This window comes from Agrobacterium sp. 10MFCol1.1, from assembly GCF_000381165.1.
Taxonomy (GTDB): Bacteria; Pseudomonadota; Alphaproteobacteria; order Rhizobiales; family Rhizobiaceae; genus Agrobacterium; species Agrobacterium tumefaciens.
Window position 1 is genome coordinate 58,131 of sequence record NZ_KB906078.1, and the last position, 26,289, is coordinate 84,419.

Genomic DNA, 26,289 nt, shown 5'->3' on the forward strand with positions numbered 1-26,289 from the left:
ATTTTGGTAAAAATAGAACATCGGTCTTGGCGCGCGCATTGAAATATGACAATTGAACTCCGTTTTTATTGCGGCCTCCGCTTGCCGCGCCCGCTCTTCAGGTCACGCCATGCTGCGCCGTTTCTTCGCTTATTACCGTCCCTATCGCGGTCTGTTCATTCTCGATTTTTCCTGCGCGGTGCTGTCGGGCGTGCTCGAACTCGGCTTTCCGATGGCGGTGAAGGCCTTTGTGGACGTGCTGTTGCCGGGCGGTGAGTGGGGCATCATCCTTGCCGCCTCCGTCGGGTTGCTCGTCATCTATGTGCTGAATACTGGGTTGATGGCGACCGTCACCTATTGGGGACATATGCTCGGCATCAATATCGAGACCGACATGCGGCGTCTGGCCTTCGACCATCTGCAGAAGCTCTCCTTCCGTTATTTCGACAACCAGAAGACCGGCCATCTGGTCGGGCGGCTGACGAAGGATCTGGAAGAGATCGGCGAGGTGGCCCATCACGGCCCCGAGGATCTGTTCATCGCCATCATGACCTTCATCGGCGCATTCCTGCTGATGCTGTCGGTCAATGTGCCGCTGGCGCTCGTCACCGCCGCCGTCGTGCCTGTCACCGCCTGGGTGACGAGCCGTTACGGTGGCCGAATGACGCAGAACTTTCGCGCGCTCTATGGTCGGGTAGGCGATTTCAACGCCCGTATCGAGGAAAATGTCGGTGGCATGCGGGTGGTGCAGGCCTTTGCCAATGAGGACCACGAACGCGCGCTGTTTGAGAAGGACAACCAGAAATACCGCCGCACGAAGCTGGATGCCTACAAGATCATGGCGGCCAGCACTTCGCTCAGCTACATGAGCATGCGGCTGACGCAGATGATCGTGATGATCTGCGGCGCCTGGTTCGTGCTGCATGGCGGCCTGACGGAAGGCGGCTTCGTTGGCTTCCTGCTTCTGGTCGGCGTGTTTTTCCGCCCGGTGGAAAAGATCAACTCTGTCATCGAGACCTATCCGAAGGGCATTGCCGGTTTCCGCCGCTTTACCGAGCTTCTGGACACGGCGCCGGATATCACCGACGCACCGGATGCGATCGAGGCACCGGCGCTTTCCGGCGCCATTGAATATCGCCATGTCGGTTTCGGTTATGCCGAGGGCAAGCAGGTTCTCGACAATATCGACCTGAAGATCAATGCGGGCGAGACGGTGGCCTTCGTCGGGCCTTCGGGGGCCGGCAAAACGACGCTTTGCTCTCTGCTGCCGCGCTTTTATGATGTCACCAGCGGTTCGATCACCATTGACGGCATCGATATCCGCAAGATGAAGCTTGCCTCGCTGCGCAACCAGATAGGAATCGTGCAGCAGGATGTGTTCCTGTTTGGCGGCACGATCCGCGAGAATATCGAATATGGCCGGCTCGGCGCTTCCGATGTCGAAATCATGGATGCGGCGCGGCGTGCCCGGCTCGATGGCGTCATCGAAGCGATGCCGATGGGGCTCGACACCGTCATCGGTGAGCGTGGCGTGAAACTTTCCGGTGGTCAGAAACAGCGTCTTGCCATTGCCCGCATGTTCCTCAAGAACCCGCCTATCCTCATTCTCGACGAGGCGACCTCGGCGCTGGATACCGAAACCGAGCGGGCCATCCAGCAATCGCTGACGGAGCTTGCCAAGGGCCGCACAACGCTCGTCATCGCCCACCGGCTGGCAACGATCCGCGATGCGTCACGCATCGTGGTAGTAGACCAGACGGGTATTGCCGAAACCGGCGCGCATGCCGAGCTTCTGGCCGCCAAGGGCCATTACAGCCGCCTGCATGAGGCGCAGTTCAGCGGGCATCTTCAGGGTCTGAGTTAAGCGGCGCATCTTGCGCCGCATATCAGGCGTTCTCCGCTGCGTTTTCCTCGATGATGCCGGTATTCGGCTCGGGCTTGCCGGGATGGCTGGTGACGAGATAACCCATGGCGACAGCGGCGGCGACGATGACCAGCAGCACCACGCCGCTGATGGTCATCAGCCAGTCGCGCGGCCTTCGCTGCGCCATGATATATTTCGGCCACCGGTAAGGCTGGTTCGCCACGCTGAATTTATTGCCGTCTCGCATGAACTTCCCCGGACTATCGTTGCTTCGTGACAGATAAACGCGGGCATGCACGCGGCTGTTCCGCAATGGCGGGGCAGAGCGATGACAACGCCGTGAGGTTTCGCGGTAGGATTGGCCGTGGGTCCCCCTTGTTCGCTGGTCACTACACGACGGAGAAGAGTCTTTTCAGCCCAGAGACTTTGGCTGGCTGGCTTCTGGCTTAAGGCTGGAATGACGGAGCAGGGGTCTCATTTCATTAAATCCATGACGCGCTGCGCCGATGGTTGCGTTCAGGCCGAATGTTACTGCGGCCTCTCGCGCCGGCACACAGCTTCGAAACTCCGCTTGCCAGTCCACACCCTTTTATGCGAATGATTTGCAATTGCATTAATTCAATTTCCATTTGAAAGTTCGCAAGATGGACAAGCCTGTCTTTGGATGGCGGCGGAATGGCGACGATCTCTCGCTGTCCGACGTTCACAGCTCGATCAAGATAAGCCCGAATGCCGGTACGTTTCGCCGGGCGATGGCGTTCTTCGGACCCGGATATCTCGTCGCGGTCGGTTACATGGACCCCGGCAACTGGGCAACGTCGCTCGCTGGCGGTTCCAAGTTCGGTTACACGCTGCTGACGGTGGCGTTGATATCGAACATCATGGCCGTCGTTCTACAGGCGCTCTGTGCCCGTCTGGCGATTGCTTCCGGGCGCGATCTGGCGCAGGCCTGTCGCGATGCCTATCCGAAACCGGTGGCGATTGTGCTCTGGCTGCTGGCCGAAATCGCAATCATCGCGACTGATATCGCCGAGGTCATCGGCACGGCGATCGGCCTCAACCTGATTTTCGGCATTCCGCTCGAACTCGGCGTCCTCATCACGGCGCTTGACGTGTTCCTGATCCTTTATCTGCAAAGGCTTGGCTTCCGCTGGGTGGAGGCGCTTGTCATCACGCTTCTCGGCGTCATCGCGGTGTGTTTCGCCATTCAGCTGGCGCTGGCCGATCCCGACTGGAGCCAGGTGATTCGTGGTTTTGCGCCGACGACGGAGATCGTCACCAACCCCGAGATGCTCTATCTGGCGCTTGGCATTCTGGGCGCGACGGTGATGCCGCATAATCTCTATCTGCATTCAGGGATCGTGCAGACGCGCGCCATCGGCGAGACGCTGGCCGAAAAACGCGAGGCGCTCAAATTCGCGACACTCGATTCAACCATCGCCCTGACGTTTGCTCTCGTCATCAATGCCGCGATCCTCATCCTCGCAGCGGCGACCTTCAACAAAACGGGTCAGACGAATGTTGCCGAACTGGGTGAAGCGCATAGTCTGCTCGCGCCGCTGCTCGGCCTTGCGATTGCGCCGACGCTGTTCGGGGTGGCGCTTTTGTGCTGTGGCATCAACTCCACTGTTACGGCAACGCTTGCGGGCCAGATCGTGATGGAAGGTTTCCTCAAGATGCGGCTTGCCCCGTGGCTGCGCCGCCTTATCACCCGCGGCATCGCCATCATCCCCGCCGCCGGCGTCACCATCGCCTTCGGCGAAAGCGGCACGTCTCAACTGCTGATACTGACGCAGGTGGTCTTAAGCCTGCAACTTTCCTTCGCCGTCTTCCCGCTGGTCATGTTCACCGCCGACCGCGCCAAGATGGGCGAACTGTGCGCCCCGCGATGGCTCTCGGCGTTTGCATGGCTTATCGCGGTGGTAATTGCGGCGCTGAATGTGAAGCTGCTGTTTGATTTTGTGGGGTGAGGGAAGGAGTCAGGCCGCGCCTCTACGGAGCGCGGCTGCCGTTCCCTCGGGATCGACGGCGATGGCTTTCAGATAGGCGCGGGCCGGTTGATCCGGCTCGCTGCGGCCCTGTTCCCAATCACGCAAGGTGCCAAGCGGAATATGATAACGGGCGGAAAACTCTTCCTGCGTCAGTTTCAGTGCTCGGCGGATTATCTTGATGCGGAGCATTCTCGAGGCGGAAGCGAGCTGTTCGGCGGAAAGCGGTGGATTGTCGGGGTCAGCAAGCGCGTTGGTTTCCGCTTCTTCGTCGGTCATTGCGTGAAGACGCGCCCAGTCGGTTTGATCGGTTTTACCAGCCATTGTCGTCATATTCCTTGCGCTCTGCGCGCGTCGAATGTGTTGACTGCTACTTCGATGGTGGCTTTCCTGCTGCTGCCAATTTTGCGTCCAACGCGGCTTTTTTCTGAGCTGCGATTGCGGGACGTTCGTAAAAGTGTTCGAACAGCTCTTCTAATATTTCAAGGCACCATTCGGCTTCTTCTGCCTCAACATCAATCACTTGCAAGGTTGTTTTTTCATCTATTGGATGAGCTGAGAAGTTTCCAAAATTACGGATAGCATCGACCGTTTCGTGTAATCCAATCGGTAACGCTTTTTTGGGATCCGTCTCATTAATTAATGCGTCGATCTGTTTTGCTAAATCCGTCGCCTTGTAATCTAGGCTGTTTAGAATGTTTTGCAGGCATCTCCGGGAAAGAGCTGCTGAAGCTTTGGCGCTAATGGGAAGAACATCGCACGCTTCTAGGTAATCTCGAGTAATGTCATCTGGAACAAATTGCGAAATTGAGCCGCGGTTGGGACTCATTGGTTCAACCATCCGTGCGTTACCGGATGGGCTTTCGATAACAATAGTCAATTTTTTGCAGCTTGGACATACAGCCGTTTCGTAGGACCAGTTTGTAACATAACCGTTGCGGCTAAAGCTGCCAGGAACCCAATTTTCATGGAAATTAATATTGCAATGTGGGCAGCGCATATATGCCTCCAATAAAAAGTCCCGCAGTGAACCTTAATCACTGCGGGACATATTCACTTCACCTTCCAAGACTGGAAAGTGGATTCACCACTTATCCATGTATTTCTTAAGAGCAACCGCTCGTCGCACCGCAAGTATCGCACTTCTCGCAGGTGCCGTTGCGCACCATCGTGAAGTTCTGGCATTCCGAGCACATGTTCCCGGTATAGCCTTGCGCGATCGAGCGCATGCGGCGTTCGTTTTCCTTCTTCTTGGCTTCCGCCTTGGCCGATGCCGCGTCGGCGGCGGCCTTGTCGGAGAAGAGGGCGGTGGCGGTCTGCTTGGCTTCCTGAACCACGTCGTCGATTACCTCTTCGGCAATCTCTTCCGCCAGTTCCTTGGCGCGTTCTTCATAATCGCGCTTGAAGGAGACGATTTCCGAGGTGGAGATCGCGACTGTCGGTTCCAGCTTGCGGGCGGCTGAGCCTGCAAAGGAAGTGACGTTGGCCGAGGCGCGGGCGGGGGCTGCCGTTGCCGAGCCCTTGGGTTCGGAAGCAGCACGTTCGCCTTCGTTGTTGGAAACCAGCGTCGGCTTGTAACCGCGTGTCCAGCCGGTGGAGAGCAGATTGGTCTTGCCTTCCTGGATACCCTTGCCGAGTGCGGTATTGGAGAAGTCAGACGTATCGACATGCGCGAGGTCGTGGCGGCCGAGATAGGAGACGGCGAGTTCGCGGAACACGTAGTCGAGGATCGATGTGGCGTTCTTGATCGCGTCGTTGCCCTGCACCATGCCGGCCGGCTCGAACTTGGTGAAGGTGAAGGCCTCCACATATTCTTCCAGCGGCACGCCATATTGCAGGCCAAGCGAAATGGCGATGGCGAAGTTGTTCATCATCGCACGGAAAGCAGCGCCTTCCTTGTGCATGTCGATGAAGATTTCGCCGATGCGGCCGTCACCGAATTCGCCGGTGCGCAGATAGACCTTGTGACCGCCGACCGTTGCCTTCTGGGTGTAACCCTGACGGCGGTTCGGCAGCTTTTCACGCTCGCGCGATACCCGCTCGATGACGCGCTCGACGATCTTTTCGGTGATCGTCACGGCCTGCTGGGCGAGCGGCTGCTGGATCAGTTCTTCAACGAAGTCTTCGTCGTCCTCATCTTCCACCAGCGAAGCGTTGAGCGGCTGGGAAAGCTTGGAGCCATCGCGGTAAAGGGCGTTGGCCTTGAGCGCCAGCTTCCAGGACAGCATGTAGGCTGCGCCGCAATCTTCCACGGTTGCATCATTCGGCATGTTGATCGTCTTGGAGATCGCACCCGAAATGAACGGCTGTGCTGCCGCCATCATGCGGATATGCGATTCGACCGAGAGATAACGCTTGCCGATCTTGCCGCAGGGGTTGGCGCAATCGAATACGGCCAAGTGCTCGTTCTTGAGGAACGGTGCGCCTTCCAGTGTCATCGCACCGCAGACGTGCACGTTGGCCGCTTCGATGTCCTTTTTGCTGAAGCCAAGGTGCTCCAGCAGGTTGAAGCTCATGTCGGACAACTGCTCATCGGAAACCTTGAGCGTGCCCTTGAGGAAATCGGCGCCCAGCGTCCACTGGTTGAAGACGAACTTGATGTCGAAGGCGCTTTTCAGCGCGCCGTTCACGGCTTCGATCTTCTCATCGGTGAAGCCCTTGGCCTTCAGCGACGAGGGATTGACGGCAGGTGCCTGGTTGAGATTGCCGTGGCCAACGGCATAGGCTTCGATTTCGGCGATCTGGCTTTCCGAATAACCGAGCGAACGCAGGGATTCCGGCACGGCGCGGTTGATGATCTTGAAGTAGCCGCCGCCGGCGAGCTTCTTGAATTTCACCAGCGCGAAGTCCGGCTCGATGCCGGTCGTGTCGCAATCCATCACGAGGCCGATCGTACCTGTCGGCGCGATAACGGTGGTCTGGGCGTTGCGGTAGCCATGCTTTTCGCCAAGCTCCAGCGCCTTGTCCCAGGCGGCGGTAGCGTGGGCGACAAGGTCCTGATCCGTGCAATCGGAATGGATGAGGGCAACCGGGTTCACCGACAGGCCTTCATAACCGTAGGAAAGGCCATGGGCGGCGCGGCGGTGGTTGCGGATGACGCGCAGCATGTTGTCGCGGTTCGGCGCAAAGCCCGGGAAGGGGCCAAGCTCGCCGGCCATTTCAGCCGAGGTGGCATAGGAAACGCCGGTCATGATGGCGGTCAGCGCACCGGCGATAGCGCGGCCTTCGTCGCTGTCATAGGGAATGCCCGAGGACATCAGCAGGCCGCCGATATTGGCGTAACCGAGGCCGAGCGTGCGGTATTCGTAGGAGCGTTCGGCAATCTGGCGCGAGGGGAACTGCGCCATCATGACCGAGACTTCGAGAACGACGGTCCACAGGCGAACCGCATGTTCGTAATCGGCGATGTCGATGCGCTTCGTTGCCTGATCCTTGAACTGAAGCAGGTTCAGCGAAGCAAGGTTGCAGGCCGTGTCGTCGAGGAACATATATTCCGAGCACGGGTTGGAAGCGCGGATCGGGCCTTCGGCCGGCGAGGTGTGCCAGTCGTTCATGGTGGTGTTGAAGTGCAGGCCGGGGTCGGCCGATGCCCAGGCGGCGTGGGAGATCTTTTCCCAGAGGTCGCGGGCCTTCAGCGTCTTCATGACCTTGCCGTCCTTGCGGGCGGTCAGGTTCCAGTCGCCGTCGTTTTCAACAGCGCGCAGGAAGTCATCCTTCAGCGATACGGAGTTGTTGGAATTCTGGCCTGAAACCGTGAGGTAGGCTTCGGAATCCCAATCCGTGTCGTAGGTCTTGAACTGGATGTCCTTGTAACCCTGCTGCGCGAACTGGATGACGCGCTTGACGTAGTTTTCCGGCACCATGTCCTTCTTGGCAGCGCGGATTTCGCGCTTCAGGGCAGGGTTCTTGGCCGGGTCGAAGCAATCGCCGTTATCTGCCTCGCAGTTGACGCAGGCCTTCATGATTGCCTTGAGGTGCTTGGCAACGATCTTGGAACCGGTGACGAGAGCGGCAACCTTCTGCTCCTCGTTCACCTTCCAGTCGATATAGGCTTCAATATCGGGATGGTCGGCATCAACGACGACCATCTTGGCCGCACGGCGGGTGGTGCCGCCGGACTTGATTGCGCCGGCTGCCCGGTCGCCGATCTTGAGGAAGCTCATCAGGCCGGAGGACTTGCCGCCGCCGGAAAGCTTTTCGCCTTCGCCGCGCAGGTAGGAGAAGTTGGAGCCGGTGCCGGAACCGTATTTGAACAGGCGTGCTTCACGCACCCACAGGTCCATGATGCCGCCTTCGTTGACCAGATCGTCTTCGACAGACTGGATGAAGCAGGCATGCGGCTGCGGATGTTCGTAAGAGGACTTGGACTTGGTCAGCTTGCCGGTGAAGGGGTCGACGTAGAAGTGGCCCTGGCCCGGGCCGTCGATGCCATAGGCCCAGTGCAGGCCGGTGTTGAACCATTGCGGGCTGTTGGGGGCTACACGCTGGGTCGCCAGCATATAGGCAAGCTCGTCGCGGAAGGCGAGTGCGTCTTCCTCGGTGGAGAAATATTTGCCCTTCCAGCCCCAGTAGGTCCAGGTGCCGGCCAGGCGGTCGAAAACCTGACGCGCATCAGTTTCGGAGCCATAACGCTCACCCTCGGGAAGGTCCTTCATGGCCTTCTCATCGGCAACCGAACGCCACAGGAAGGAAGGAACATCGTTTTCCTCAACCTTCTTAAGCACCTTCGGCACGCCGGCCTTGCGGAAATATTTCTGCGCCAGAACGTCGGTCGCGACCTGGCTGAACTGCGCGGGAACGTCGATATCCGCCAGACGGAACACGATGGAACCGTCCGGGTTCTTGATTTCACTGACGGCCTTGCGGAATTCGATTTCCGCATAAGACGATTGGCCGGGCTTCGTGAAGCGGCGTTCGATGCGCATGGTTTCGTGTCCTCGTCCATTGGGCGCCCGGCAAAGGGCGCAAAAATTCGTTCCAGCCGTGCGAACTATGCGCGCAGCCGGTTTTTGCCGATCTGTAAGGGATGTTCATCCTTGGATGTGATCCCTGTATCTCGTGGCTTATTCGGCTGCAAGAGTCATGTGAGTACTAAATATAGTATCAACAGCTTCCTGCCGCCAGTCCCCGCGTCATGTTTTTGGCGGTATCCGCAAGGCACGCAAAATCCACCGGCGAACCGCCCCCTGATGGTCGGGACGCCCCTTCTGGACTTGCGAACTGAGATTGAAAGGAACCGGCCTCGTTACTTTCCGGTCCGTTGCCGCCGCAACATAACTGTCACTTTCCTCCTGCGGCATAGATTCGTCAAGCCATAGATTGAAACCGTTTTTTAACCACAAGATATTGTGTGCAGCGCCTGTGGAAAACGGGGATAGCAAAAGCGTTCAAAAAAATCAGTGACTTGGCGTGAGACTTTGAAGCTTGCGCGAGGCTGGTTTCCGCAGCGGAAAGCAAAAACCCCGCATTTCCGGGGTGCGGCATAAAGGCGACACTGCGGTTTTTCCGTGTTTTTTTGCCGTTACCAAAAAAGCATTTCCACACAAAAAAACCGCCCCGAAGGGACGGCTTTTCAGGCATGGTTTTGGGTTGCGACAGGCGATCAGCCGCGCGATCCCTTGGCGATCGGTTCCTGATAGGTGAAGCCCATGTCCCAGGGAAAATAAATCCAGGTGTCCTGGCTGACCTCGGTGACGAAGGTGTCAATGGTCGGCACGCCCTTCGGCTTGGCGTAAACGCAGGCAAAATGCGCCTTCGGCAACATTTCGCGCACTTCCAGTGCGGTCTTGCCGGTGTCGGTCAGATCGTCAACGACGAGCACGCCTTCGCCGCCGTCGGACATCAGCTCCGGCGCCACGCCCTTCAGGAGAACCGTGTCGCCCTGGTTGACGTAATCGTGGCGGGTGGCGATGCAGACCGTATCGATCAGGCGGATGTTCAGCTCGCGGGAAATGATCGCTGCCGGCACGAGACCGCCGCGGGTGATACAGACGATCGCCCGGAACTCCCGGCCAAGGCCGGCAAGACGCCACGCAAGCGCGCGGGCGTCGCGGTGAAACTGATCCCAGGTTACGGGAAAGGCTTTATCGGGAAGGGACATGTCGTCTACCATCTGGTCAAAATTGTCGATGGCTTTGGCTAATAGCCGCAAGACCTGCAAAAAGGCAAGCATTGCGCGCAGGCTCTTGCGGCTTCATCCACGGCTACCGGTGTTTAACGCGACAAAAGCGTCATCGCCGTCATGGAATCGAGCAGCGTGCGCGTCACGCCGCCGAACAGCAATTCCCACCAGCGGGAATGGCCGTAGGCGCCCATGACCAGAAGGTCGATGCTGTGGTCTGACAGCCGGTTTTCGATAGCCGCCTGCGGCGAGATGCCGGCGATTTTTTCCTGCGAGGTTACAGTGACGTTGACGCCGTGGCGGGCGAGTGTTGCGGCCAGTTCGGTTCCGGCAAGTCCAGACGATTGCGTTTCGCTCTCGGCCTGATCGACGGAGAAGATCTCGACGCTCTCGGCTGCAATCAGGAAGGGCAGGGCATCGAAGGTGGCACGTGTTGCCTCGCGGGAGCCGTTCCAGGCGATCAGTACACGCTTGACCGGTTTGGCAACCGTCAGCACATGCGGAACGAGAAGAACAGGGCGGCCGCTTTCATGGAGAAAGCCGTCTATATCCGAGCGGCTGTCGGAGAGTGCGGAGGAGTTGCTCTGGCGGGCGACGATGAGATCGGCGCAGCGCGCGCTATCGATTGCCGATGACGAGGCGTAACCAACCGAGGTTACAAAGCTTCGCCACTCATGCGAGATGCCATTGGCAGACAGCGTGTGTTCGAAGAGGTTTCCAACATCCGTGGTTTCCTTGTGCGCCACGTCCTGAAGCACCTGAACGGTAGCGGGGTCGGGAATTTCCATCGGCGCGACGAGCGGAACGGCGGCCAGCGTTTCCATGTGCAGGCCAATCACATGCGAGGAAAACTGGTTGGCAAGACTTACCACGAAATCGCCGAGCTTTTGCGTGTTCTCCACATTGTCGATCACTGCCAGTATCGTTTTGTAACCCATTTTTTAGCTCCTCGGTGACGCGTCGTTTTTGGGAGAGTGGCTGCCTTTGCCGGGTGCCACCTTGATTTTGGTCAATCCGCTTCGTCTCAGGCGGTTGCATCGCCCTTGCTGGCCGACAGTGTTTTTTCCTGACCAATGGTTTCGATCATCGTCGCCACTGCATCCGCCGCCGCTTTCAGGACGGTGGCATCACGGGCGCGCACGACGATCTCCGTCGAAAAGCGTTGTCCGTCATATTTCGGGTAGGAGCCGATGCTGGTTTCCGGGTGCGCTTTCTGGATTGCGGTCAGCGGCGTGCCGATGTCACCTTCGCCATAGGGAGAGCGCACCGACTGCGACATGACTTTCGCGCCGGTGCGCAGCGTTGGCATTACATTGTCCAGCATGGCCTGAAACACCTGCGGAACGCCGGCCATGACGTGGACGTTGCCGATGACGAAGCCGGGGGCGACCGAGACGGGATTGGCGATGTGGCTTGCCCCCCTTGGCATGCGGGCCATGCGCTTGCGCGCTTCGGTGAATTCCATCTCGCGCACACGGTACATGTCACCCAATATCCGCAAAGCCTCGGCATCGTGCTCGCAGGGCAGGCCGAAAGCCACGGATACCGCATCAGCGGTGATGTCGTCATGGGTCGGGCCGATGCCGCCGGAGGTGAAGACATAATCATAGCGGGCGCGCAGCGCATTCAGCGCTTCGACGATTGCATGCTCCTCGTCGGCGACGATGCGCACTTCCTTCAGGTCTATTCCGGACATGGTGAGCACATCCGCGAGGTGCCCGATATTCTTGTCCTTGGTGCGTCCCGACAGCAATTCGTCGCCGATGGCGAGCATGGCGGCGGTCACGACAGATGGGGTGAGTGAGGGATTGGACATGGGGGTACTCGTCAGCTGTTTTGTCCGACGTTAGTCCGCCGCCCGGTGAATGCAAAGCGGTTTTGAAAAAATGTCTATCTATGAAAGGTTGACGTTCCGGCGTTTCGTTCACTGATTGCGAACAGTGCGTATGCGGATGCACCGCTGGTGTGGGACCGGCCTCTGGGCTACCTTTGCATCACATGCTTGTAACGGGTCACCACTAATAATCATCGCGTTCTTAAAAAGGCTTCTGGCTAGTACGCCTGAGACGATTAACCCTAAGGATACAAAGAAAATGACAAAAGTTCTGGTGCTTTATTATTCATCTTACGGCCATATCGAGACGATGGCATATGCCGTTGCCGAAGGCGTGAAGTCTGCCGGCGCGGAAGTTGTCGTCAAGCGCGTTCCGGAACTGGTTCCTGAGGAAGTCGCCAAATCCTCGCACTTCAAGCTCGATCAGGCTGCCCCCATCGCGACTGTTGACGAACTGGCAGAATACGATGCCATCATCGTCGGCGCCGGCACCCGCTTCGGCACGGTTGCCTCACAGATGCGCAATTTCTGGGACCAGACCGGCGGTCTGTGGTTCGGCGGCAAGCTTGTTGGCAAGGTCGGCTCGGCCTTCACCTCGTCGGCCACGCAGCACGGCGGTCAGGAATCGACCATCCTTGGTTTCCTCCCCACCTTCCTGCACCACGGAATGGCCGTTGTCGGTCTGCCCTATGCTTTCCAGGGCCAGATGGGCGTCGATGAAATCAAGGGCGGCTCGCCTTATGGCGCCTCCACCATCACCGATGGCGACGGCTCGCGTCAGCCTTCTGCTATCGAACTGGAAGCCGCACGCTATCAGGGCGCACATGTCGCCAAGCTGGCCGCCAAGCTTTCCGCTTGAGCCTGCATTGCTGGAAAAAGAAATGCGGCCCGAAAGGCCGCATTTTCTTACTCCGGCATCTGACGTCGCCGGTGCCGCAGGGAATGATTTTTAAGGCGGGTCAGATCGGCAGGTTGACCATGAAAAGGCAGCTTGCAATCACGACGCCGAGCATGGAAATTTCGAGAAAACCATTCAATCCGTCACGCATTTCAATCCTCCTTGTTGATCGAAGAGAGAACGGAAAAGATTTATCGCGGTTCCATAACAGCAGAATGAAATTTAGGAAATTTTAATGCCCTGCCGCTCCGCCACAATACGGAGTGGACATTGGTGCTTCAGCCGGTAACGACGAAGGCGACCACGAGGTGACCGAGAAGGCCGATGGCGAGGCAGGAGAGGAGAAATATGAACAGGGCTTTTTTCATGTTTCCAGAAGCTTCCATCTGTTTTTACCCTTTAAACCTGTTGTCCTGACTTGTTTCGCCTCAGGACGCCATTTTAAGTCTCGACTATGGGTCTTGATGCCGTCAGGCCTTGATGTCGAGGCCAGCCTCGATTGCGGCGGCGATGAAGGCCTTGCGCGCATCCTCCGGCTTTTTCCTGCCGGCATCGACGGCGGCGCAGACCAGCAACGCCGCGTCCAACGCATCGCCGTCCTCTATCGGCCAATCCTCGATCATGGCCCAGGACGCCGCCTGCGTGGTCTCGATGCTCGTATAGTCGCCCGGCGTTTCGAACGCGATCAGGACGGGTTTTTGCCAGCGCGTGTTCATCGCTCATCCGTATTGGTTGTCGTGCCCGGCTCTAAACCAAGCGGGCAGGATGCGCAATTGGTTTCGGTTGGGTTGCGGTGCGGTCAGTCGTCGCGTCCGAACAGCCAATCGCGAATGATGCGGCGGTCTATGAGTTCGAGCGAGCGATCGGGCGCAATGCGATAGGTTTCCACCGCCCTCGTGCTGCCGTCGATGCGGAACTCGTGGCTGAAGGTACTGCCGATCGGCGATTTCGTCAGCTTGGTGCGCGGCTGGCCCTTATAGGTGATGCTGCCGGGGATCGGTTCGACATAAGCGGCCGGGCCTGAGGTCGTGCAGCCCGCAAGCGTAAGCGCGATTGCAGCCAATGATACGAGCGTTTTCATCCTGTCCTCCGAAGTGCGTCTGCGAAAACGATATGGAGGCGCAACGGTTCCCCGCGAGTGATAAAGGGCAGAGCTATTCGCACCTGCTACTTGCGTCTCGGATTTTGAGTGTCGCGCGCGACCCAGCGGAAGAAAGCGTAGACGAGCAGGCCGAAGATGAAAAGCGGGATGAGGTTCGCAAAACCGGACATATGATTCTCATTTCTCCCTCCCGATCCGGGGTCTAACCGGAGAGAAAGAGGCAAGGCAAGCGTGGCGTGCAGCGCCGCAGGTAAAATGTCCGTGTGCCTGTTTGGGGAACGGTTTGCGTGCGGCGGGAAGATCGCCGGAGGAGAAGGAAACAGGTGAGACCTGGCGCACTGCCAGTGATACCAGGTCTCCCAGTCCCCCGCCAGTTTCAGGGAACGGGTGACTTGATTTAGTATGACGAACGGTAGGCGATATACATAGACCGAGAAATTACCTCGAATAAATCGCTACCATAGTCGATGAGCAAGGGGCCGGAGCGTGGTGCGTAGCCAATCGCAGACGCCATGCGCGCGCACGACCCGCCGCGTTGTCCGCAAATGCCGTTTAACCCGTTGAATCGGCTGGAGATGCATTCTCGGCCCACGCCATAAGCGGATGGAGGAAACGGAACTTTTTGCATGTTTGGTCATTAAATACAGCGCATACCTATTATTCATGGAGGGCTAAACATGATCGGCACCATTCTCGTTATCCTCATCATTCTTTTCCTGATCGGTGCTTTGCCAAGCTGGGGTTACCACAATTACGGTTATGGTCCCTCGGGTGGCCTCGGACTGGTTCTGGTCATCGTCCTCGTTCTTGTTCTGCTGGGTCGCATCTGATCGATCCGCATTGAAGATGCAGCGACTGCCCGCACCCGCGCAAAGCGCCGGCTGCGGGCATTGTTTCTTCTGGAATATGAGTGAGATACAAAAAATGTCGGAATCCGAAGGGCTTAGGACGTGGTCGATTGCCCTTTGTCCATCGGATCGGAAAAAACAGCACATTCGGAACGAACCCTCTTGCGCGCATAATGGATTCGTTCTAAATGCCCGCCATCGCTCGAATTCATGAGCGTGTGAGGCCTCGTGGCGGAGTGGTGACGCAGAGGACTGCAAATCCTTGTACCCCGGTTCAATTCCGGGCGAGGCCTCCAAAAACTTCACCGAATAGAACCTGTTTTTTTGAACCTTTGGCTCACCTTGCGGTCATCGGCTGCCCTTGCTGTTCTAAAAAATCCCGGCCATTTCGCTTTTTCCAGCACTTAGGGCTCACCGCGCTTGAAAGCGCAGGCTTGGGCAATTATGAGATTGTTTAAAGGCGAGGGGAGACCCGTGCCGTTTTGAGCTTTTGGGGCCGAGGCTTCCCGACCGGCATCCGCGAAATTGAGGCGATAACGATATGATGGATTTCGAAACCGCACGCGCCAATATGGTCGACAGCCAGTTGCGCACGACCGACGTGACGTCGCATTCTGTGCTGAAGGCGTTTTTGAGCGTGCCGCGCGAAGCTTTCGTGCCGGCGGGTGTGCGGCAGATTGCCTATGTGGACGAGGATCTGCAGATCTGTCCCGCCCGGGATGGTCGCCCGGCCCGTTACGTCATGAAGGCCTCGCCGCTGGCGAAGCTTTTGCAGCTTGCGGCGGTGACCAAGGAAGACGTGGTGCTGGAAGTCGGCGGCGGCGCCGGTTATACCGCGGCCATCCTGTCCCAGCTCGCCGGTTCGGTGGTTTCGCTCGAATGCGATGAAACGCTGGCAGCTGAGGCGACTGAGACGCTGGCCTCGCTCGGATATGACAATGTTGCTGTTGTCACCGGCGATCTCGAAAAGGGTTATGCGGGCGAAGCACCCTATGACCTGATTTTCATCAACGGCTCTGTCGAGGAAGTGCCGGCGGCACTGACCGACCAGCTGCGCGATGGCGGACGTCTGGTCGTCGTTGTCGGATACGGTAACGCTGCCAAGGCAACCGTTTACCGTCGCGATGGCAACAGCACCTCGGCTGCAACCTCTTTCAACGCGTCGATCAAGCCTCTGCCCGGTTTTGCCAAGGCGGCCGAATTCGTTTTCTGATCTTTAAAAACGATCATTGTTTTGGACGCCGGGGTGGATTTTTCGCCCCGGCGTTTGTTTTTTACGGGTGCCGCACCGGCAGACCTGCTTCGCTCATCAATTGCCCCAAAAGACCATTCTCACAAAGCTGTGCATCACGGCGAAACTTGTCGAATCAGTGATTTAGTTCCTGACTATGCTGCCCTAGACTAAGGGTGATTCGGGGTGTGCGTATTTCTACCCCTTTTCAGGCCATCGGCCCGAAAACCGGAAGCGATTTTCGACAGGAACGGTGTGCAGATTTAAAATTTTGGAGCGTCCTTTGGGCGTCCGTGTGGACGCAAGGCGGTCTAGAGAGTGGAAACCGGGGATTGATATGGCTCAGCCAAGCGTAGCGCGTGAACCGTCCATGGAAGAGATCTTGGCGTCCATACGCCGGATCATCGAAAGCAACGAGACCGGGCCTACCGGCGCGTTTTCCGGTCAGTTGCCGCCTGTCTATGACGACGAAGACGATGGCGCAGGCGAAGCGTCCTTCGTGACGGAGGCCATCAGCCCGCCGGCGCGCGTTCCCCCCGCCGCAAACCAGGCATTTGGCGCAAGGCCGGTGCAGGATTTTTCCGCGGCCTCCGAAAAGCAGACACCAGAACAGCAGGAAATCTCGGCCGAGAAAAGCATGTCGCTTGCCGATGTCGCCGCGCGCGTTCGCGCTGCCGCCGACCGCAACGCTGCCATGGGGCCGCAGGCATTTGCTGCCCAGGCGCAGCGTGAGCCCGCGCAGGCGGCCCCGGCCGCTCATTCCTCCAGCGTACCGCAGCCTTCGGCTGCGCAACAGGTTGAACGCCCTGCGCCGCAGCGCCCGACGGATGTGCGGCCGCTGCTGGCGGCCGCTGCCGCGAGCACCAGTGAACAGCCGGCAGCTTTTGCCGCCGAGGATCGTGCTGCTGCTGCCGCTGTCGAGAGCGCAGCTTTCGAGAACCGCTTCGACCAGCTGACGCTACGTGGCGCCATCGAAACGCCTGTAGCCCAGGATCATTTCGAGATTTCGGTGCAGGAACCTGCTGTCGAGATGCCGTCATTCGATCTGGCCGAACCCAAGGAAGAGGGCGGTTTGTCGCTCAACCTCATTTCCGAGGCTGCCGGTGCGCAGATCGCCCGTTCCTTCAGCGAACTTGCGGAAATTTTCGATGGCGTCGAACGACGCTCAATCGAGGATATGGCCGCCGAAATGCTGCGTCCGATGCTGCAGGACTGGCTGGAAGACAATCTGCCGACCCTGGTGGAGCGTCTTGTGCGTGAGGAAATCGAACGTGTGGCGCGCGGCTCGCGCCGCTAGGCTCTGTTCGTCCGCATCTTGTAACATGCGCAAGATAATGAAACAGAGGCCGCTCCGGCACCGGGGCGGCTTTTTTGTTGAAGATGAAGGCGCTATGGGGTCATAGTCGCTGACGGGTCGGTTTCTGTTGACTCTCGACCATCCATCCTTATTTAAAAAAATCCACACAAGAACTCTAAAATTCAGGTCAGGAAATGCTCGAAAAGACCTACGATTCCGCATCCGTCGAACCGAAAATCGCCAAAGCCTGGGACGAGGCGAACGCTTTCCGTGCCGGCGCCAACGCCAAACCGGGCGCGGAAACCTTCACCATCGTCATCCCGCCGCCGAATGTCACCGGCTCCCTGCATATGGGCCATGCGCTCAACAACACGCTTCAGGACATATTGGTCCGCTTCGAGCGCATGCGCGGCAAGGACGTGTTGTGGCAGCCGGGCATGGACCATGCGGGCATCGCCACGCAGATGGTCGTCGAGCGCAAGCTGATGGAACAGCAGCTTCCGGGCCGCCGCGAAATGGGCCGTGAGGCCTTCGTGGAGAAGGTCTGGGAATGGAAAGCCGAATCCGGCGGTTTGATCTTCAACCAGCTGAAGCGTCTCGGCGCGTCCTGCGACTGGTCGCGTGAGCGCTTCACCATGGATGAGGGGCTGTCCGAGGCCGTTCTCGAGGTGTTCGTCACCCTTTACAAGCAGAACCTGATCTACAAGGACAAGCGCCTGGTCAACTGGGACCCGAAGCTGCAGACCGCGATTTCCGACATGGAAGTCGAACAGCTGGAAGTGAAGGGCAACCTTTGGCACTTCCGTTATCCGCTGGAAAAGGGTGTGACCTATCAGCACCCGATCGCATTTGACGAGGAGGGCAAGCCCACCGAGTTCGAAACGCGCGATTACATCGTTGTTGCTACCACGCGGCCAGAAACCATGCTCGGCGATACCGGTGTTGCGGTGAACCCGGAAGACGAGCGCTACAAGGGTATCATTGGCAAGCATGTCATCCTGCCGATCGTTGGCCGCAAGATCCCGATCGTTGCCGATGACTATGCCGATCCGACGGCCGGAACTGGCGCCGTGAAGATCACGCCTGCGCACGACTTCAACGATTTCGAGGTCGGCAAGCGTTGCGGTCTGCGCGCCATCAACGTCATGAATATCGATGGGACGATCTCCATCAAGGAGAACGAGGATTTCCTCGAGGGCCTAAATCATCCGGCGGCGCTGCACGGCGCATGGGATCGTCTGGAAGGACAGGATCGTTTCTTCGCCCGCAAGGTCATCGTCGAAATCTTCGAGGAAGCCGGCCTGCTCGACAAGATCGAGCCGCACAAGCACGTCGTGCCGCATGGCGACCGTGGCGGCGTGCCGATCGAGCCGCGCCTCACAGACCAGTGGTGGGTGGACAACAAGACCCTGGCTCAGCCGGCCATTGCCTCGGTTCGCGAAGGCCGCACCAATTTCGTGCCTAAGAACTGGGAAAACACTTATTTTCAGTGGATGGAGAACATCCAGCCCTGGTGTATCTCGCGGCAATTGTGGTGGGGACACCAGATTCCGGCATGGTACGGCCCTGACGGGCAGGTCTTCGTTGAAAAGACCGAGGAAGAGGCGCTTCAGGCCGCTATCCAGCATTATATTGCCCATGAAGGTCCGTGGAAGGCCTGGGTCGAAGAGAAGCTTGAAAACTTCAAGCCGGGTGAAATTCTGACCCGTGACGAAGACGTTCTCGATACTTGGTTCTCATCGGCGCTGTGGCCGTTCTCGACGCTCGGCTGGCCGGAAAAGACACCGGAACTGGCGCGGTATTATCCAACCAATGTGCTTGTCACCGGTTTCGACATCATCCCGTTCTGGGTCGTCCGCATGATGCAGATGGGTCTGCATTTCATGAAGGACGATGCCGGCAATCCGGTCGAGCCGTTCAGCACCGTCTACATCCATGCGCTGGTTCGCGACAAGAACGGCCAGAAGATGTCCAAGTCCAAGGGCAACGTCATCGATCCCCTGGAACTGATCGACGAATACGGTGCGGATGCGCTGCGCTTCACACTCGCCATCATGGCGGCGCAGGGTCGTGACGTGAAACTCGATCCGGCACGTATCGCCGGTTATCGCAACTTCGGCACGAAGCTCTGGAACGCCACGCGTTTTGCCGAAATGAACGGCGTAAAGCGCGATCCGCATTTTCTGGCCGAAACCGCATCGCTGACGATCAACCGGTGGATACTGACCGAGCTTGCCAACACCGCGCGCGATGTGACGGCGGCTCTTGAGAACTTCCGGTTCAACGATGCATCCGGCATCCTCTACCGTTTCGTCTGGAACCAGTTCTGCGACTGGTACCTGGAACTGCTCAAGCCCGTGTTCGGTGGCGAGGATGAGGCGGCAAAGGCGGAATCGCAGGCCTGCGCGGCCTATGTTCTGGATGAGATCTACAAGCTCCTGCATCCCTTCATGCCTTTCATGACGGAAGAGCTGTGGGCGCATACGGCGGGCGAGGGCGAGGAGCGGGCTGATCTTCTCTGCCTTACCGACTGGCCGACTCCGGAATTCCGCGACGATGCCGCGGCTGCGGAAATCAACTGGCTGATCGATCTGGTTTCGGGCATCCGCTCGACGCGTGCCGAGATGAACGTGCCGCCGGGCGCCACCGCATCGCTGGTGGTGGTGGGTGCCAATACCTCGACAGAAGCGCGGCTGGACCGCCATGCCGCCGCCATCCGGCGCCTGGCGCGTGCCGATGAAATCCGTGGTGCCGATGTGGCGCCCAAGGGCTCCGCGCAGATCATCATCGGTGAGGCCACGGTCTGCCTGCCGCTCGGCAACCTCGTCGATCTCGCGGCCGAAAAGGCCCGTCTCGAAAAGGCGATCGGCAAGGTGGACGCGGAAATGGAACGCATCGACAAGAAGCTGTCGAACGAAAAATTCGTGGCCAATGCCGATCCGGAGGTTGTGGCCGCCGAGCGCGAGCGTAAGGCGGAACTGGAAGTTCAGCTGACAAGTCTTCGAACCGCCCTGCAGCGGGTCAGCGAAGCAGGATAAGGTTCCTGTTGCGTGTAAAATCAAAACGCCCCGTGAAAACGGGGCGTTTTGCGTTCTGTAAGGGCCGGCTCAATTCATTGCTGCGTTGCAATGGCGAATCATGCACTGCGTGACAGCGCGATTATTTCTGCCGCGAGGCGCACAAAACCGCGCGGGAAGACGAAAAAGATCAATAAAAACGGCCTGATAAGCGATTTTCTTCGGAAACGTCCAACTGTGGTTATTTGGCGACATTTCCGGTGTGGATTGGGAGTTTGTTTCGTTTTGTGTCGTTTTTTCTAATTGGATTAGAATAATAGCCTAAAATGATTATGTAAGATGCCAAACATCAAAAACTTACGTAAAAAAATGGCCATCCGGTGGCAACCGCGCCGCACCACGGCAGATTGTCATTTGCCGCAAAGCATTTCACTCTCTCAATGATCACATTGCCTTGATTGGGGAGAGAGATGGCAAAAACTGCATTTTTTCGCGGCGCAGTATGTTTCGTAGCCAGCATCGCGGCGGTCACGCCTTCACTGGCGGGCGGCCTCGAGCGCGGTGGCTACAATATCGACCTGCTGTTCGACCCGTCCGACTATGTTCTCGACAGTTCCGCTACATTCGTTGCGCCGCAGCGCAAGGTTGAGAATGCGCGTGACAATCCGCTGAAGAGCGGTCCGCTGCCTGCGACTTGGTCAAGGAGCGCAGATGACTCTGAAAACTTCTGGTCGACCCGCATCGGCGCCAAGGCGGCAATCGGCGATTTCGGCGACTGCATGTTCGATTATTCGCAGCCTTGGGGCGCGCACCTCAATCCCGGCATCTGGCAGGGATCGAGCTACAATATCGAAACCAAGGTAAAGTCGCACAATTACGCCACCACCTGCCGTGTGAAGTTTGATCTTGGCAAGGGCGACTTCTCGATTATTGGCGGCGGCTTTTACCAGGAGATCAGCGGTTATAAATACCGTCAGGTTCTTGGCCCAGCTGTTCTTGGCCTCAATCCGGCCTGGTCCAGCTTCAGCGGCGTCGGCAAACTTGAGATGGAAGGTGACGGTTGGGGTTGGCGCGCCGGCGTTGCCTACGAAATCCCCGAGGTCGCCTTCCGGGCGAGCCTTGTTTATAACAGCGCCGTCGATCATGACCTGACCGGTTTCGCCGACGTCAGAGGAGTTCCGCAGACGCCGCCGTCCATCTCTCCGACGCTGGCGAAATACGGCGGCAAGCTGGTGCCGATCTATGGCTCCGTTTCGATGCCAGACAGCATCGAACTGAAGGTGCAATCCGGCATAGCGCCGGACTGGCTCGCTTTCGGTTCGGTGAAGTGGACTGACTGGAGCCAGATTCAGGTCATTCCTTTCTGCGCGGTAGGGACGTCTCCCTGCGTTCCGAGCGGCGCTGACACGCTGAACACGCTAGACCTGTTTTATCGTGATGGCTGGACGATCTCCGGCGGCGTTGGTCATAAGTTCAACGAGCAGTGGAGCGGTGCTGTGAGCCTGACCTGGGATCGCGGTACATCGACTGTTATCGGCACCCAGACCGACACCTGGACGCTGGGCACGCAGATCGTCTACTCGCCGAACAAGAATATCGAGTTCAAGGTTGCCGGTGCTCTCGGCCTCCTGACCTCCGGTAGCTCATCCATCAACGGTGGACCTTGCGGTGCGGGCTTCACCTGCGGCAACGAGGCGGGCTACGACTTCGGCAACGATCTCGTGGCTGCGATCTCTACGGGCGTCAAGGTCAAATTCTGACACCATTCGCCACACCTGAACGAAAAGAAAGGTCCGGTTTACCAACCGGACCTTTTTTCATTCCCGACTATGATTCCTGCTCGATAAAAATTTCTAGCCCGAAAGTTTTGTGACGATTTGGCAACACTTTTCTGCAAGCGTGGTGCCGCGTTGGAATGTGGGCATATCTGTCCATTTCCCGCCACAAACAAGGTGCTTGGCTTCTGTTTATGGACGCGGGGATGGAAGAACATGCAGGCGTTTGATGTGGGCCTGCGGAGTTGCGAAGAGTGAAAACGGGTTTGGATTCAGGGTTTAAGCAAGTAATACGGGAATTTGATCCGGGTTTCTTGTTTGGCGCTGACCGGCAGGCGGTCAAACGCCGTTATATTGCCGGAAATTATGCCTATATCTGTCTCACTGAAAATTTGGAGCAATTGCCGCATATGACCACCGGCAGTGCGCTGGAAAGTGCTGCCGGAAAGACGCAGTGTGTTCGAAAAATCGCGACCCGGCGGGGTTCAGCTTTGCAGTATTCCGCAAGTATTGGCTATATGCCGGGAAGAGTGAGAGAAGTTCGCCTAAATGCTGAAATGTGAAGCACATGTTCTAAAGCCGCTCATCATGAGCCTTTTGCTTGCGTCGCTCGCAATGCCGGTGCTGGCTTTCGACATCAACGCAGGCGTTACCAAGGAATCCGGGCCCTTCGACCTGTTCAAGTTCGGCTTCAAGGCCTACAAGAACGGTAACAAGGACGAAGCCGTCGAGGCCTATCGCTATGCGGCCGAAAAGGGCCATACCGGCTCGCGCTGGGCGCTTGCCAATATGTATGCCTTCGGCGATGGCGTTGCCAAGAACGACTTCGAAGCTTTCAAGATTTACAGCGAAATTGCCAGCCAGGGCGTCGAGCCGGGCTCCGAGGATACCGGCTTCTTCGTCAACGCGCTGCTTTCTCTTGCCGATTATTACCGCCACGGCATTCCCGGCACTCCGGTAAAGATGGACCTGTCGCAGGCCCGCCAGCTCTATTTTCAGGTGGCTTCCACCTTTGGCGTGGCTGAGGCCCAGTTCCGTCTGGCGGAAATGATCCTTGCGGGTGAGGGCGGCCGGGCGGATGTGCAGCAGGCCAAGAAGTGGCTCAATCAGGCACGCAAGCACGGCCATGCCGGCGCCATGTCGATTTTCGGTAATCTGCTTTTCCAGGAAGGCCAGACGACGCAGGGACTCGCCTTCATGACGGCCGCGCTCGACAAGTGCACGGCGGTGGATTGCACCTGGATCCAGACCCTTCAGGAACAGGCTTTTTCGCTCGCGGGTGAAAACGATCGCCGCGCGGCTATCGCGCTGGCGCAGAACATGCAGATCGATGATCCGAACTGACAATTACGTCTATTGTGGCTGAGGCGACTCAGAGCACGTCCTGTTTAAACGGAATCGTTTGACGTTCTCTAACTCTTTGTTTCGGCGTACTTTTACCGGAAATTCTCTAGCTCGCCCGGCGAGCGCCGTTCAATTGATCGGCGTAAAATTGAAATAACCGCAGACCGGTACGTGGTCGGACGGTTTTTCCCAGGCCCGCACATGTTTTTCGATGCTCACCGATTCCAGCCTGTCGGCCGCTTCCGCCGACAGCATCAGGTGATCGATGCGGATGCCGTTATTCTTAGGCCATGCGCCAGCCTGATAATCCCAGAAGGAATAAAGTCCGGGTTCATCCGTCGTCGCGCGTGCGGCATCGGTAAAGCCGAGATTTTCCAGCCTGCGGAATGCCGAGCGCGTCTTGGGCAGGAACAGCGCATCGCCCGCCCAGACCCGCGGATCGTGGCAATCGAAGGGTTCGGGGATAACGTTGTAGTCACCCGCCAGAATAAGCGGCTCCTCAAGAGCAAGGCGATCTTCGGCAAAGCGGCGCAGCCGCTCCATCCATGCGAGCTTGTAGGGATATTTGACCGGATCGTCAGGCGGATTGCCGTTCGGCAGGTAGAGCGAGCAGACCCGGATCGCACCGCCATCGATGGAAAACACGCCCTCGATGAAGCGCGCCTGTTCATCGGCATCGTCGCCCGGCAGGCCGCGATTGATCTCGTCGGGCTTCATCTTCGACAGAAGGGCGACGCCGTTGAAACCCTTCTGGCCATGGGTCTCGACGTGATAGCCGAGCGCTTCCAGCTCAAGGCGGGGAAAGCCTTCGTCAACCGACTTGATTTCCTGAAGGCAAACGATGTCGGGCGATGAATCCTTCAACCACTGGCAGAGGTTTTCGATACGCGCCTTGACGCCGTTGATGTTCCAGGTGGCAATCTTCATCGGAGTTTCCCTTTTGTGAGGTTACTTTTACCCGATGCAAAAGCGATTGCCACCGTTTTTGGAAACGGCGGGTGAGGATGTGGTGGATAGAAGCCGGGGCAGGGTAGATCAACAGCTATGGATGCACCGCAGCTCCCCAAACCCTCATTCCTGTGACGAGCGCAGGAACGAGGGCGGAGAGAAAGGCGTGAATGATCTCAAGCTTGGCGCTTGATATCACCATTAAATAGAAAAGCTGGTGCCGCAGCCGCAGCTTGCGACCGCGTTCGGGTTCTTGATCTGGAAGGATTGGCCGAGCAGATTGTCGACGAAGTCGATTTCAGAGCCGGCCATATAGACAACCGACAGGCTGTCGATCAGCACCTTGGCGTCGCCACGCGCAATCACGATGTCGTCATCGGCGGGGTCTTCCGCCAGGTCGAACTTGTAGGAGAAGCCCGAGCAGCCGCCGCCTTCCACCGAAACACGCAGAGCCTGCTTGCCCGCATCCGCTGCGACGATCTGGGCGATTCGCTTCGCTGCGGCTTCCGAAAGTGTAATGTCGCTGTTTTCCATGTCGTTCCTCGTGCCGGGGTCAAGAACCGGAGAGCAATAGATTTGTCGTCGCCATTATAAACTAGTCAAATAAACGGTCTATAGCGATGTCCGCAACGGCCTTTGCAGCGATGATGCTTTGCGCCGACCTTTGCGATAGGTATGAAGGGTGGATGAAAAGGTCAATGGTCAAAGGCCATGGACTTCGGGTCAAATGAAGTCCCGGCCAGAGAACAGTACAGGTGGATGAATGATTATAGACCAGCGCGCATTGGGTTTCGGAAGTGGCGAGAGGGCGGTTTTCGCCTCTGATCCATGGACCACGCGCGGGCGTCTTTTTGCCGAGGAGGGTAGCCTGACGCGCTCGGAGTTCCAGCGCGACCGGGACCGCATCGTCCACACCACGGCCTTTCGCCGGCTTAAACACAAGACGCAGGTTTTCATCAGCCCTGACGGCGACCATTACCGCACCCGGCTCACCCACACGATTGAGGTGGCGCAGATTGCCCGCGCACTCGCACGTGCTCTGAAGCTGGACGAGGATCTGGCCGAGGGCGTGGCTCTGGTGCATGATTTCGGCCACACGCCGTTCGGCCATACCGGTGAGGATGCGCTGGATGCGGTGTTGTTGCCCTATGGCGGCTTCGATCACAACGCGCAGTCGCTGCGCATCGTCACCAAGCTGGAGCGCCGCTACGCCGAATATGACGGCATCAACCTGACATGGGAGACTCTGGAGGGGCTGGTGAAGCACAATGGCCCGCTGGTCAATGCCGAGGGCGAGGGCGTGAAGGGCCCGGTTCCGCTGCCCATCCTCGAATATTGCGAGCTGCAGGATCTGGAAATCGGCAGCTATGCCAGCCTTGAGGCACAGATGGCGGCTATTGCCGACGACATCGCCTATAATACCCATGATATCGATGACGGCCTGCGTGCCGGTTATCTGAGCTTCGAGATGCTGGAAGAGGTGCCTTTCCTCAGCAAGCTGATGGACGAGGTACGTGCGAAATATCCCGTGCTCGACAAGGAACGCTTCGCCAATGAAATCATGCGCCGCCAGATCACCCATATGGTCGAGGATGTAATCGGGGTCGCGCAGCAGAATCTTTCCCGGCTGAAACCGAAGAGTGCGGCCGATATCCGCGCCGCTGATTTCACCGTCGCGACTTTCTCGCCGGAAATGGCTGAAACCGACAGGCAGATCAAGAAACTGCTGTTTGCCCATATCTACCGGCATCCGGAAATCATGCGCATCCGCGCCGGCGCTACGCAGATCGTTACCGACCTTTTCCACCGTTATATGGAAGTGCCGGCAGAGATGCAGAGTCACTACTGGGTGGACAGCATTTCCGGTATGAGCAAGGCCGCAAAAGCCCGCCATGTGGGGGATTATCTGGCTGGTATGACCGACAGTTATGCACTGCGCGCCCACCAGCGGCTGTTTGACCACACCCCCGATTTGCGATAGGGCAGCGGGCGATCGCGAAGCCAACCCGGTTATGATGGCCGGACATGAACAGAAGCCCTTCG

At 58.0% G+C, this 26,289-nt stretch carries 23 protein-coding genes and 1 tRNA gene; 12 read left to right on the forward strand and 12 right to left on the reverse strand.

Annotated elements, in window-relative coordinates; translation table 11 throughout:
• Positions 1 to 109 precede the first annotated feature (109 nt).
• Positions 110 to 1,843, forward strand: coding sequence for an ABC transporter ATP-binding protein (locus F617_RS0117355; protein ID WP_019566142.1), 1,734 nt, complete (start codon positions 110 to 112; stop codon positions 1,841 to 1,843).
• 22 nt (positions 1,844 to 1,865) lie between these two features.
• Here F617_RS0117355 and F617_RS0117360 read toward each other — a convergent pair whose 3' ends face one another.
• Positions 1,866 to 2,090, reverse strand: a complete 225-nt coding sequence (locus F617_RS0117360; protein WP_013636298.1) for a hypothetical protein — start codon at positions 2,088 to 2,090, stop codon at positions 1,866 to 1,868.
• A gap of 397 nt (positions 2,091 to 2,487) precedes the next feature.
• Here F617_RS0117360 and F617_RS0117365 point away from each other — a divergent pair, with 397 nt between their 5' ends.
• A complete protein-coding gene (locus F617_RS0117365; RefSeq protein ID WP_019566143.1) occupies positions 2,488 to 3,813 on the forward strand; it encodes an Nramp family divalent metal transporter in 1,326 nt (441 codons plus the stop codon).
• A 9-nt stretch (positions 3,814 to 3,822) separates the two neighbouring features.
• On the opposite strand, the gene F617_RS0117370 is transcribed toward F617_RS0117365, so the two are convergent.
• The 7 genes from F617_RS0117370 to F617_RS0117395 all read right to left on the reverse strand — a co-directional run bounded on the left by F617_RS0117370 (position 3,823) and on the right by F617_RS0117395 (position 11,768).
• A complete protein-coding gene (locus F617_RS0117370) occupies positions 3,823 to 4,155 on the reverse strand; it encodes a DNA-binding transcriptional regulator (RefSeq protein WP_019566144.1) in 333 nt (110 codons plus the stop codon).
• A gap of 46 nt (positions 4,156 to 4,201) precedes the next feature.
• The gene (locus tag F617_RS27140) at positions 4,202 to 4,831 is read right to left on the reverse strand and encodes a DUF4145 domain-containing protein (protein ID WP_196811689.1); all 630 of its coding nucleotides are present in this window, start codon (positions 4,829 to 4,831) and stop codon (positions 4,202 to 4,204) included.
• A 106-nt stretch (positions 4,832 to 4,937) separates the two neighbouring features.
• On the reverse strand, positions 4,938 to 8,756 hold the full coding sequence (locus F617_RS0117380) for a vitamin B12-dependent ribonucleotide reductase (RefSeq protein WP_019566146.1): 3,819 nt from the start codon (positions 8,754 to 8,756) through the stop codon (positions 4,938 to 4,940).
• A 382-nt stretch (positions 8,757 to 9,138) separates the two neighbouring features.
• On the reverse strand, positions 9,139 to 9,411 hold the full coding sequence (locus F617_RS28415) for a hypothetical protein (protein ID WP_155846274.1): 273 nt from the start codon (positions 9,409 to 9,411) through the stop codon (positions 9,139 to 9,141).
• Positions 9,412 to 9,433: 22 nt separating this feature from the next.
• Complete coding sequence (gpt, locus tag F617_RS0117385) at positions 9,434 to 9,931, reverse strand: xanthine phosphoribosyltransferase (RefSeq protein ID WP_003515641.1); 498 nt, start codon at positions 9,929 to 9,931, stop codon at positions 9,434 to 9,436.
• Positions 9,932 to 10,044: 113 nt separating this feature from the next.
• A complete protein-coding gene (locus tag F617_RS0117390; protein ID WP_003515639.1) occupies positions 10,045 to 10,890 on the reverse strand; it encodes a universal stress protein in 846 nt (281 codons plus the stop codon).
• Between the two features lie 86 nt (positions 10,891 to 10,976).
• On the reverse strand, positions 10,977 to 11,768 hold the full coding sequence (locus tag F617_RS0117395) for a competence/damage-inducible protein A (protein WP_019566147.1): 792 nt from the start codon (positions 11,766 to 11,768) through the stop codon (positions 10,977 to 10,979).
• A 277-nt stretch (positions 11,769 to 12,045) separates the two neighbouring features.
• Here F617_RS0117395 and wrbA point away from each other — a divergent pair, with 277 nt between their 5' ends.
• Complete coding sequence (gene wrbA / locus F617_RS0117400; protein WP_019566148.1) at positions 12,046 to 12,645, forward strand: NAD(P)H:quinone oxidoreductase type IV; 600 nt, start codon at positions 12,046 to 12,048, stop codon at positions 12,643 to 12,645.
• A 509-nt stretch (positions 12,646 to 13,154) separates the two neighbouring features.
• On the opposite strand, the gene F617_RS0117415 is transcribed toward wrbA, so the two are convergent.
• Together F617_RS0117415 and F617_RS0117420 are read right to left on the reverse strand one after the other, a co-directional pair.
• Positions 13,155 to 13,400, reverse strand: a complete 246-nt coding sequence (locus F617_RS0117415) for a DUF982 domain-containing protein (protein WP_003515635.1) — start codon at positions 13,398 to 13,400, stop codon at positions 13,155 to 13,157.
• 83 nt (positions 13,401 to 13,483) lie between these two features.
• Complete coding sequence (locus F617_RS0117420; protein WP_003515633.1) at positions 13,484 to 13,765, reverse strand: hypothetical protein; 282 nt, start codon at positions 13,763 to 13,765, stop codon at positions 13,484 to 13,486.
• Positions 13,766 to 14,463: 698 nt separating this feature from the next.
• Between F617_RS0117420 and F617_RS28015 the strand changes: the two genes are divergently transcribed.
• From F617_RS28015 to exoR, 8 genes are all read left to right on the forward strand, one after another.
• On the forward strand, positions 14,464 to 14,616 hold the full coding sequence (locus F617_RS28015) for a DUF3309 family protein (protein ID WP_003515628.1): 153 nt from the start codon (positions 14,464 to 14,466) through the stop codon (positions 14,614 to 14,616).
• Positions 14,617 to 14,856: 240 nt separating this feature from the next.
• Positions 14,857 to 14,930: transfer RNA gene (locus tag F617_RS0117435), tRNA-Cys, on the forward strand.
• A 245-nt stretch (positions 14,931 to 15,175) separates the two neighbouring features.
• A complete protein-coding gene (locus tag F617_RS0117440; RefSeq protein WP_003515626.1) occupies positions 15,176 to 15,847 on the forward strand; it encodes a protein-L-isoaspartate O-methyltransferase in 672 nt (223 codons plus the stop codon).
• 355 nt (positions 15,848 to 16,202) lie between these two features.
• Entirely contained in the window at positions 16,203 to 17,162 is a 960-nt protein-coding gene (gene popZ, locus F617_RS0117445; RefSeq protein ID WP_013636287.1) for a cell division protein PopZ, read from the forward strand.
• A 194-nt stretch (positions 17,163 to 17,356) separates the two neighbouring features.
• Complete coding sequence (locus F617_RS0117450) at positions 17,357 to 20,200, forward strand: valine--tRNA ligase (RefSeq protein ID WP_019566150.1); 2,844 nt, start codon at positions 17,357 to 17,359, stop codon at positions 20,198 to 20,200.
• Positions 20,201 to 20,649: 449 nt separating this feature from the next.
• Entirely contained in the window at positions 20,650 to 21,939 is a 1,290-nt protein-coding gene (locus F617_RS0117455) for an outer membrane protein transport protein (protein WP_003515621.1), read from the forward strand.
• 269 nt (positions 21,940 to 22,208) lie between these two features.
• Complete coding sequence (locus F617_RS27150) at positions 22,209 to 22,517, forward strand: hypothetical protein (RefSeq protein ID WP_233283652.1); 309 nt, start codon at positions 22,209 to 22,211, stop codon at positions 22,515 to 22,517.
• The gene (gene exoR, locus F617_RS0117460) at positions 22,504 to 23,298 is read left to right on the forward strand and encodes an exopolysaccharide production regulator ExoR (RefSeq protein WP_003515620.1); all 795 of its coding nucleotides are present in this window, start codon (positions 22,504 to 22,506) and stop codon (positions 23,296 to 23,298) included. Before F617_RS27150 ends, exoR begins: the two co-directional genes overlap by 14 nt.
• 129 nt (positions 23,299 to 23,427) lie before the next feature.
• Here exoR and xth read toward each other — a convergent pair whose 3' ends face one another.
• Both xth and erpA read right to left on the reverse strand, forming a co-directional pair.
• The gene (gene xth / locus F617_RS0117465; RefSeq protein WP_019566151.1) at positions 23,428 to 24,225 is read right to left on the reverse strand and encodes an exodeoxyribonuclease III; all 798 of its coding nucleotides are present in this window, start codon (positions 24,223 to 24,225) and stop codon (positions 23,428 to 23,430) included.
• Between the two features lie 222 nt (positions 24,226 to 24,447).
• Positions 24,448 to 24,780 carry an iron-sulfur cluster insertion protein ErpA gene (gene erpA, locus F617_RS0117470; protein WP_003515615.1) on the reverse strand — a complete coding sequence of 111 codons (333 nt, stop codon included), beginning with the start codon at positions 24,778 to 24,780 and terminating at the stop codon, positions 24,448 to 24,450.
• 229 nt (positions 24,781 to 25,009) lie between these two features.
• Between erpA and F617_RS0117475 the strand changes: the two genes are divergently transcribed.
• On the forward strand, positions 25,010 to 26,227 hold the full coding sequence (locus tag F617_RS0117475; protein WP_019566152.1) for a deoxyguanosinetriphosphate triphosphohydrolase: 1,218 nt from the start codon (positions 25,010 to 25,012) through the stop codon (positions 26,225 to 26,227).
• Positions 26,228 to 26,289 lie beyond the last annotated feature (62 nt).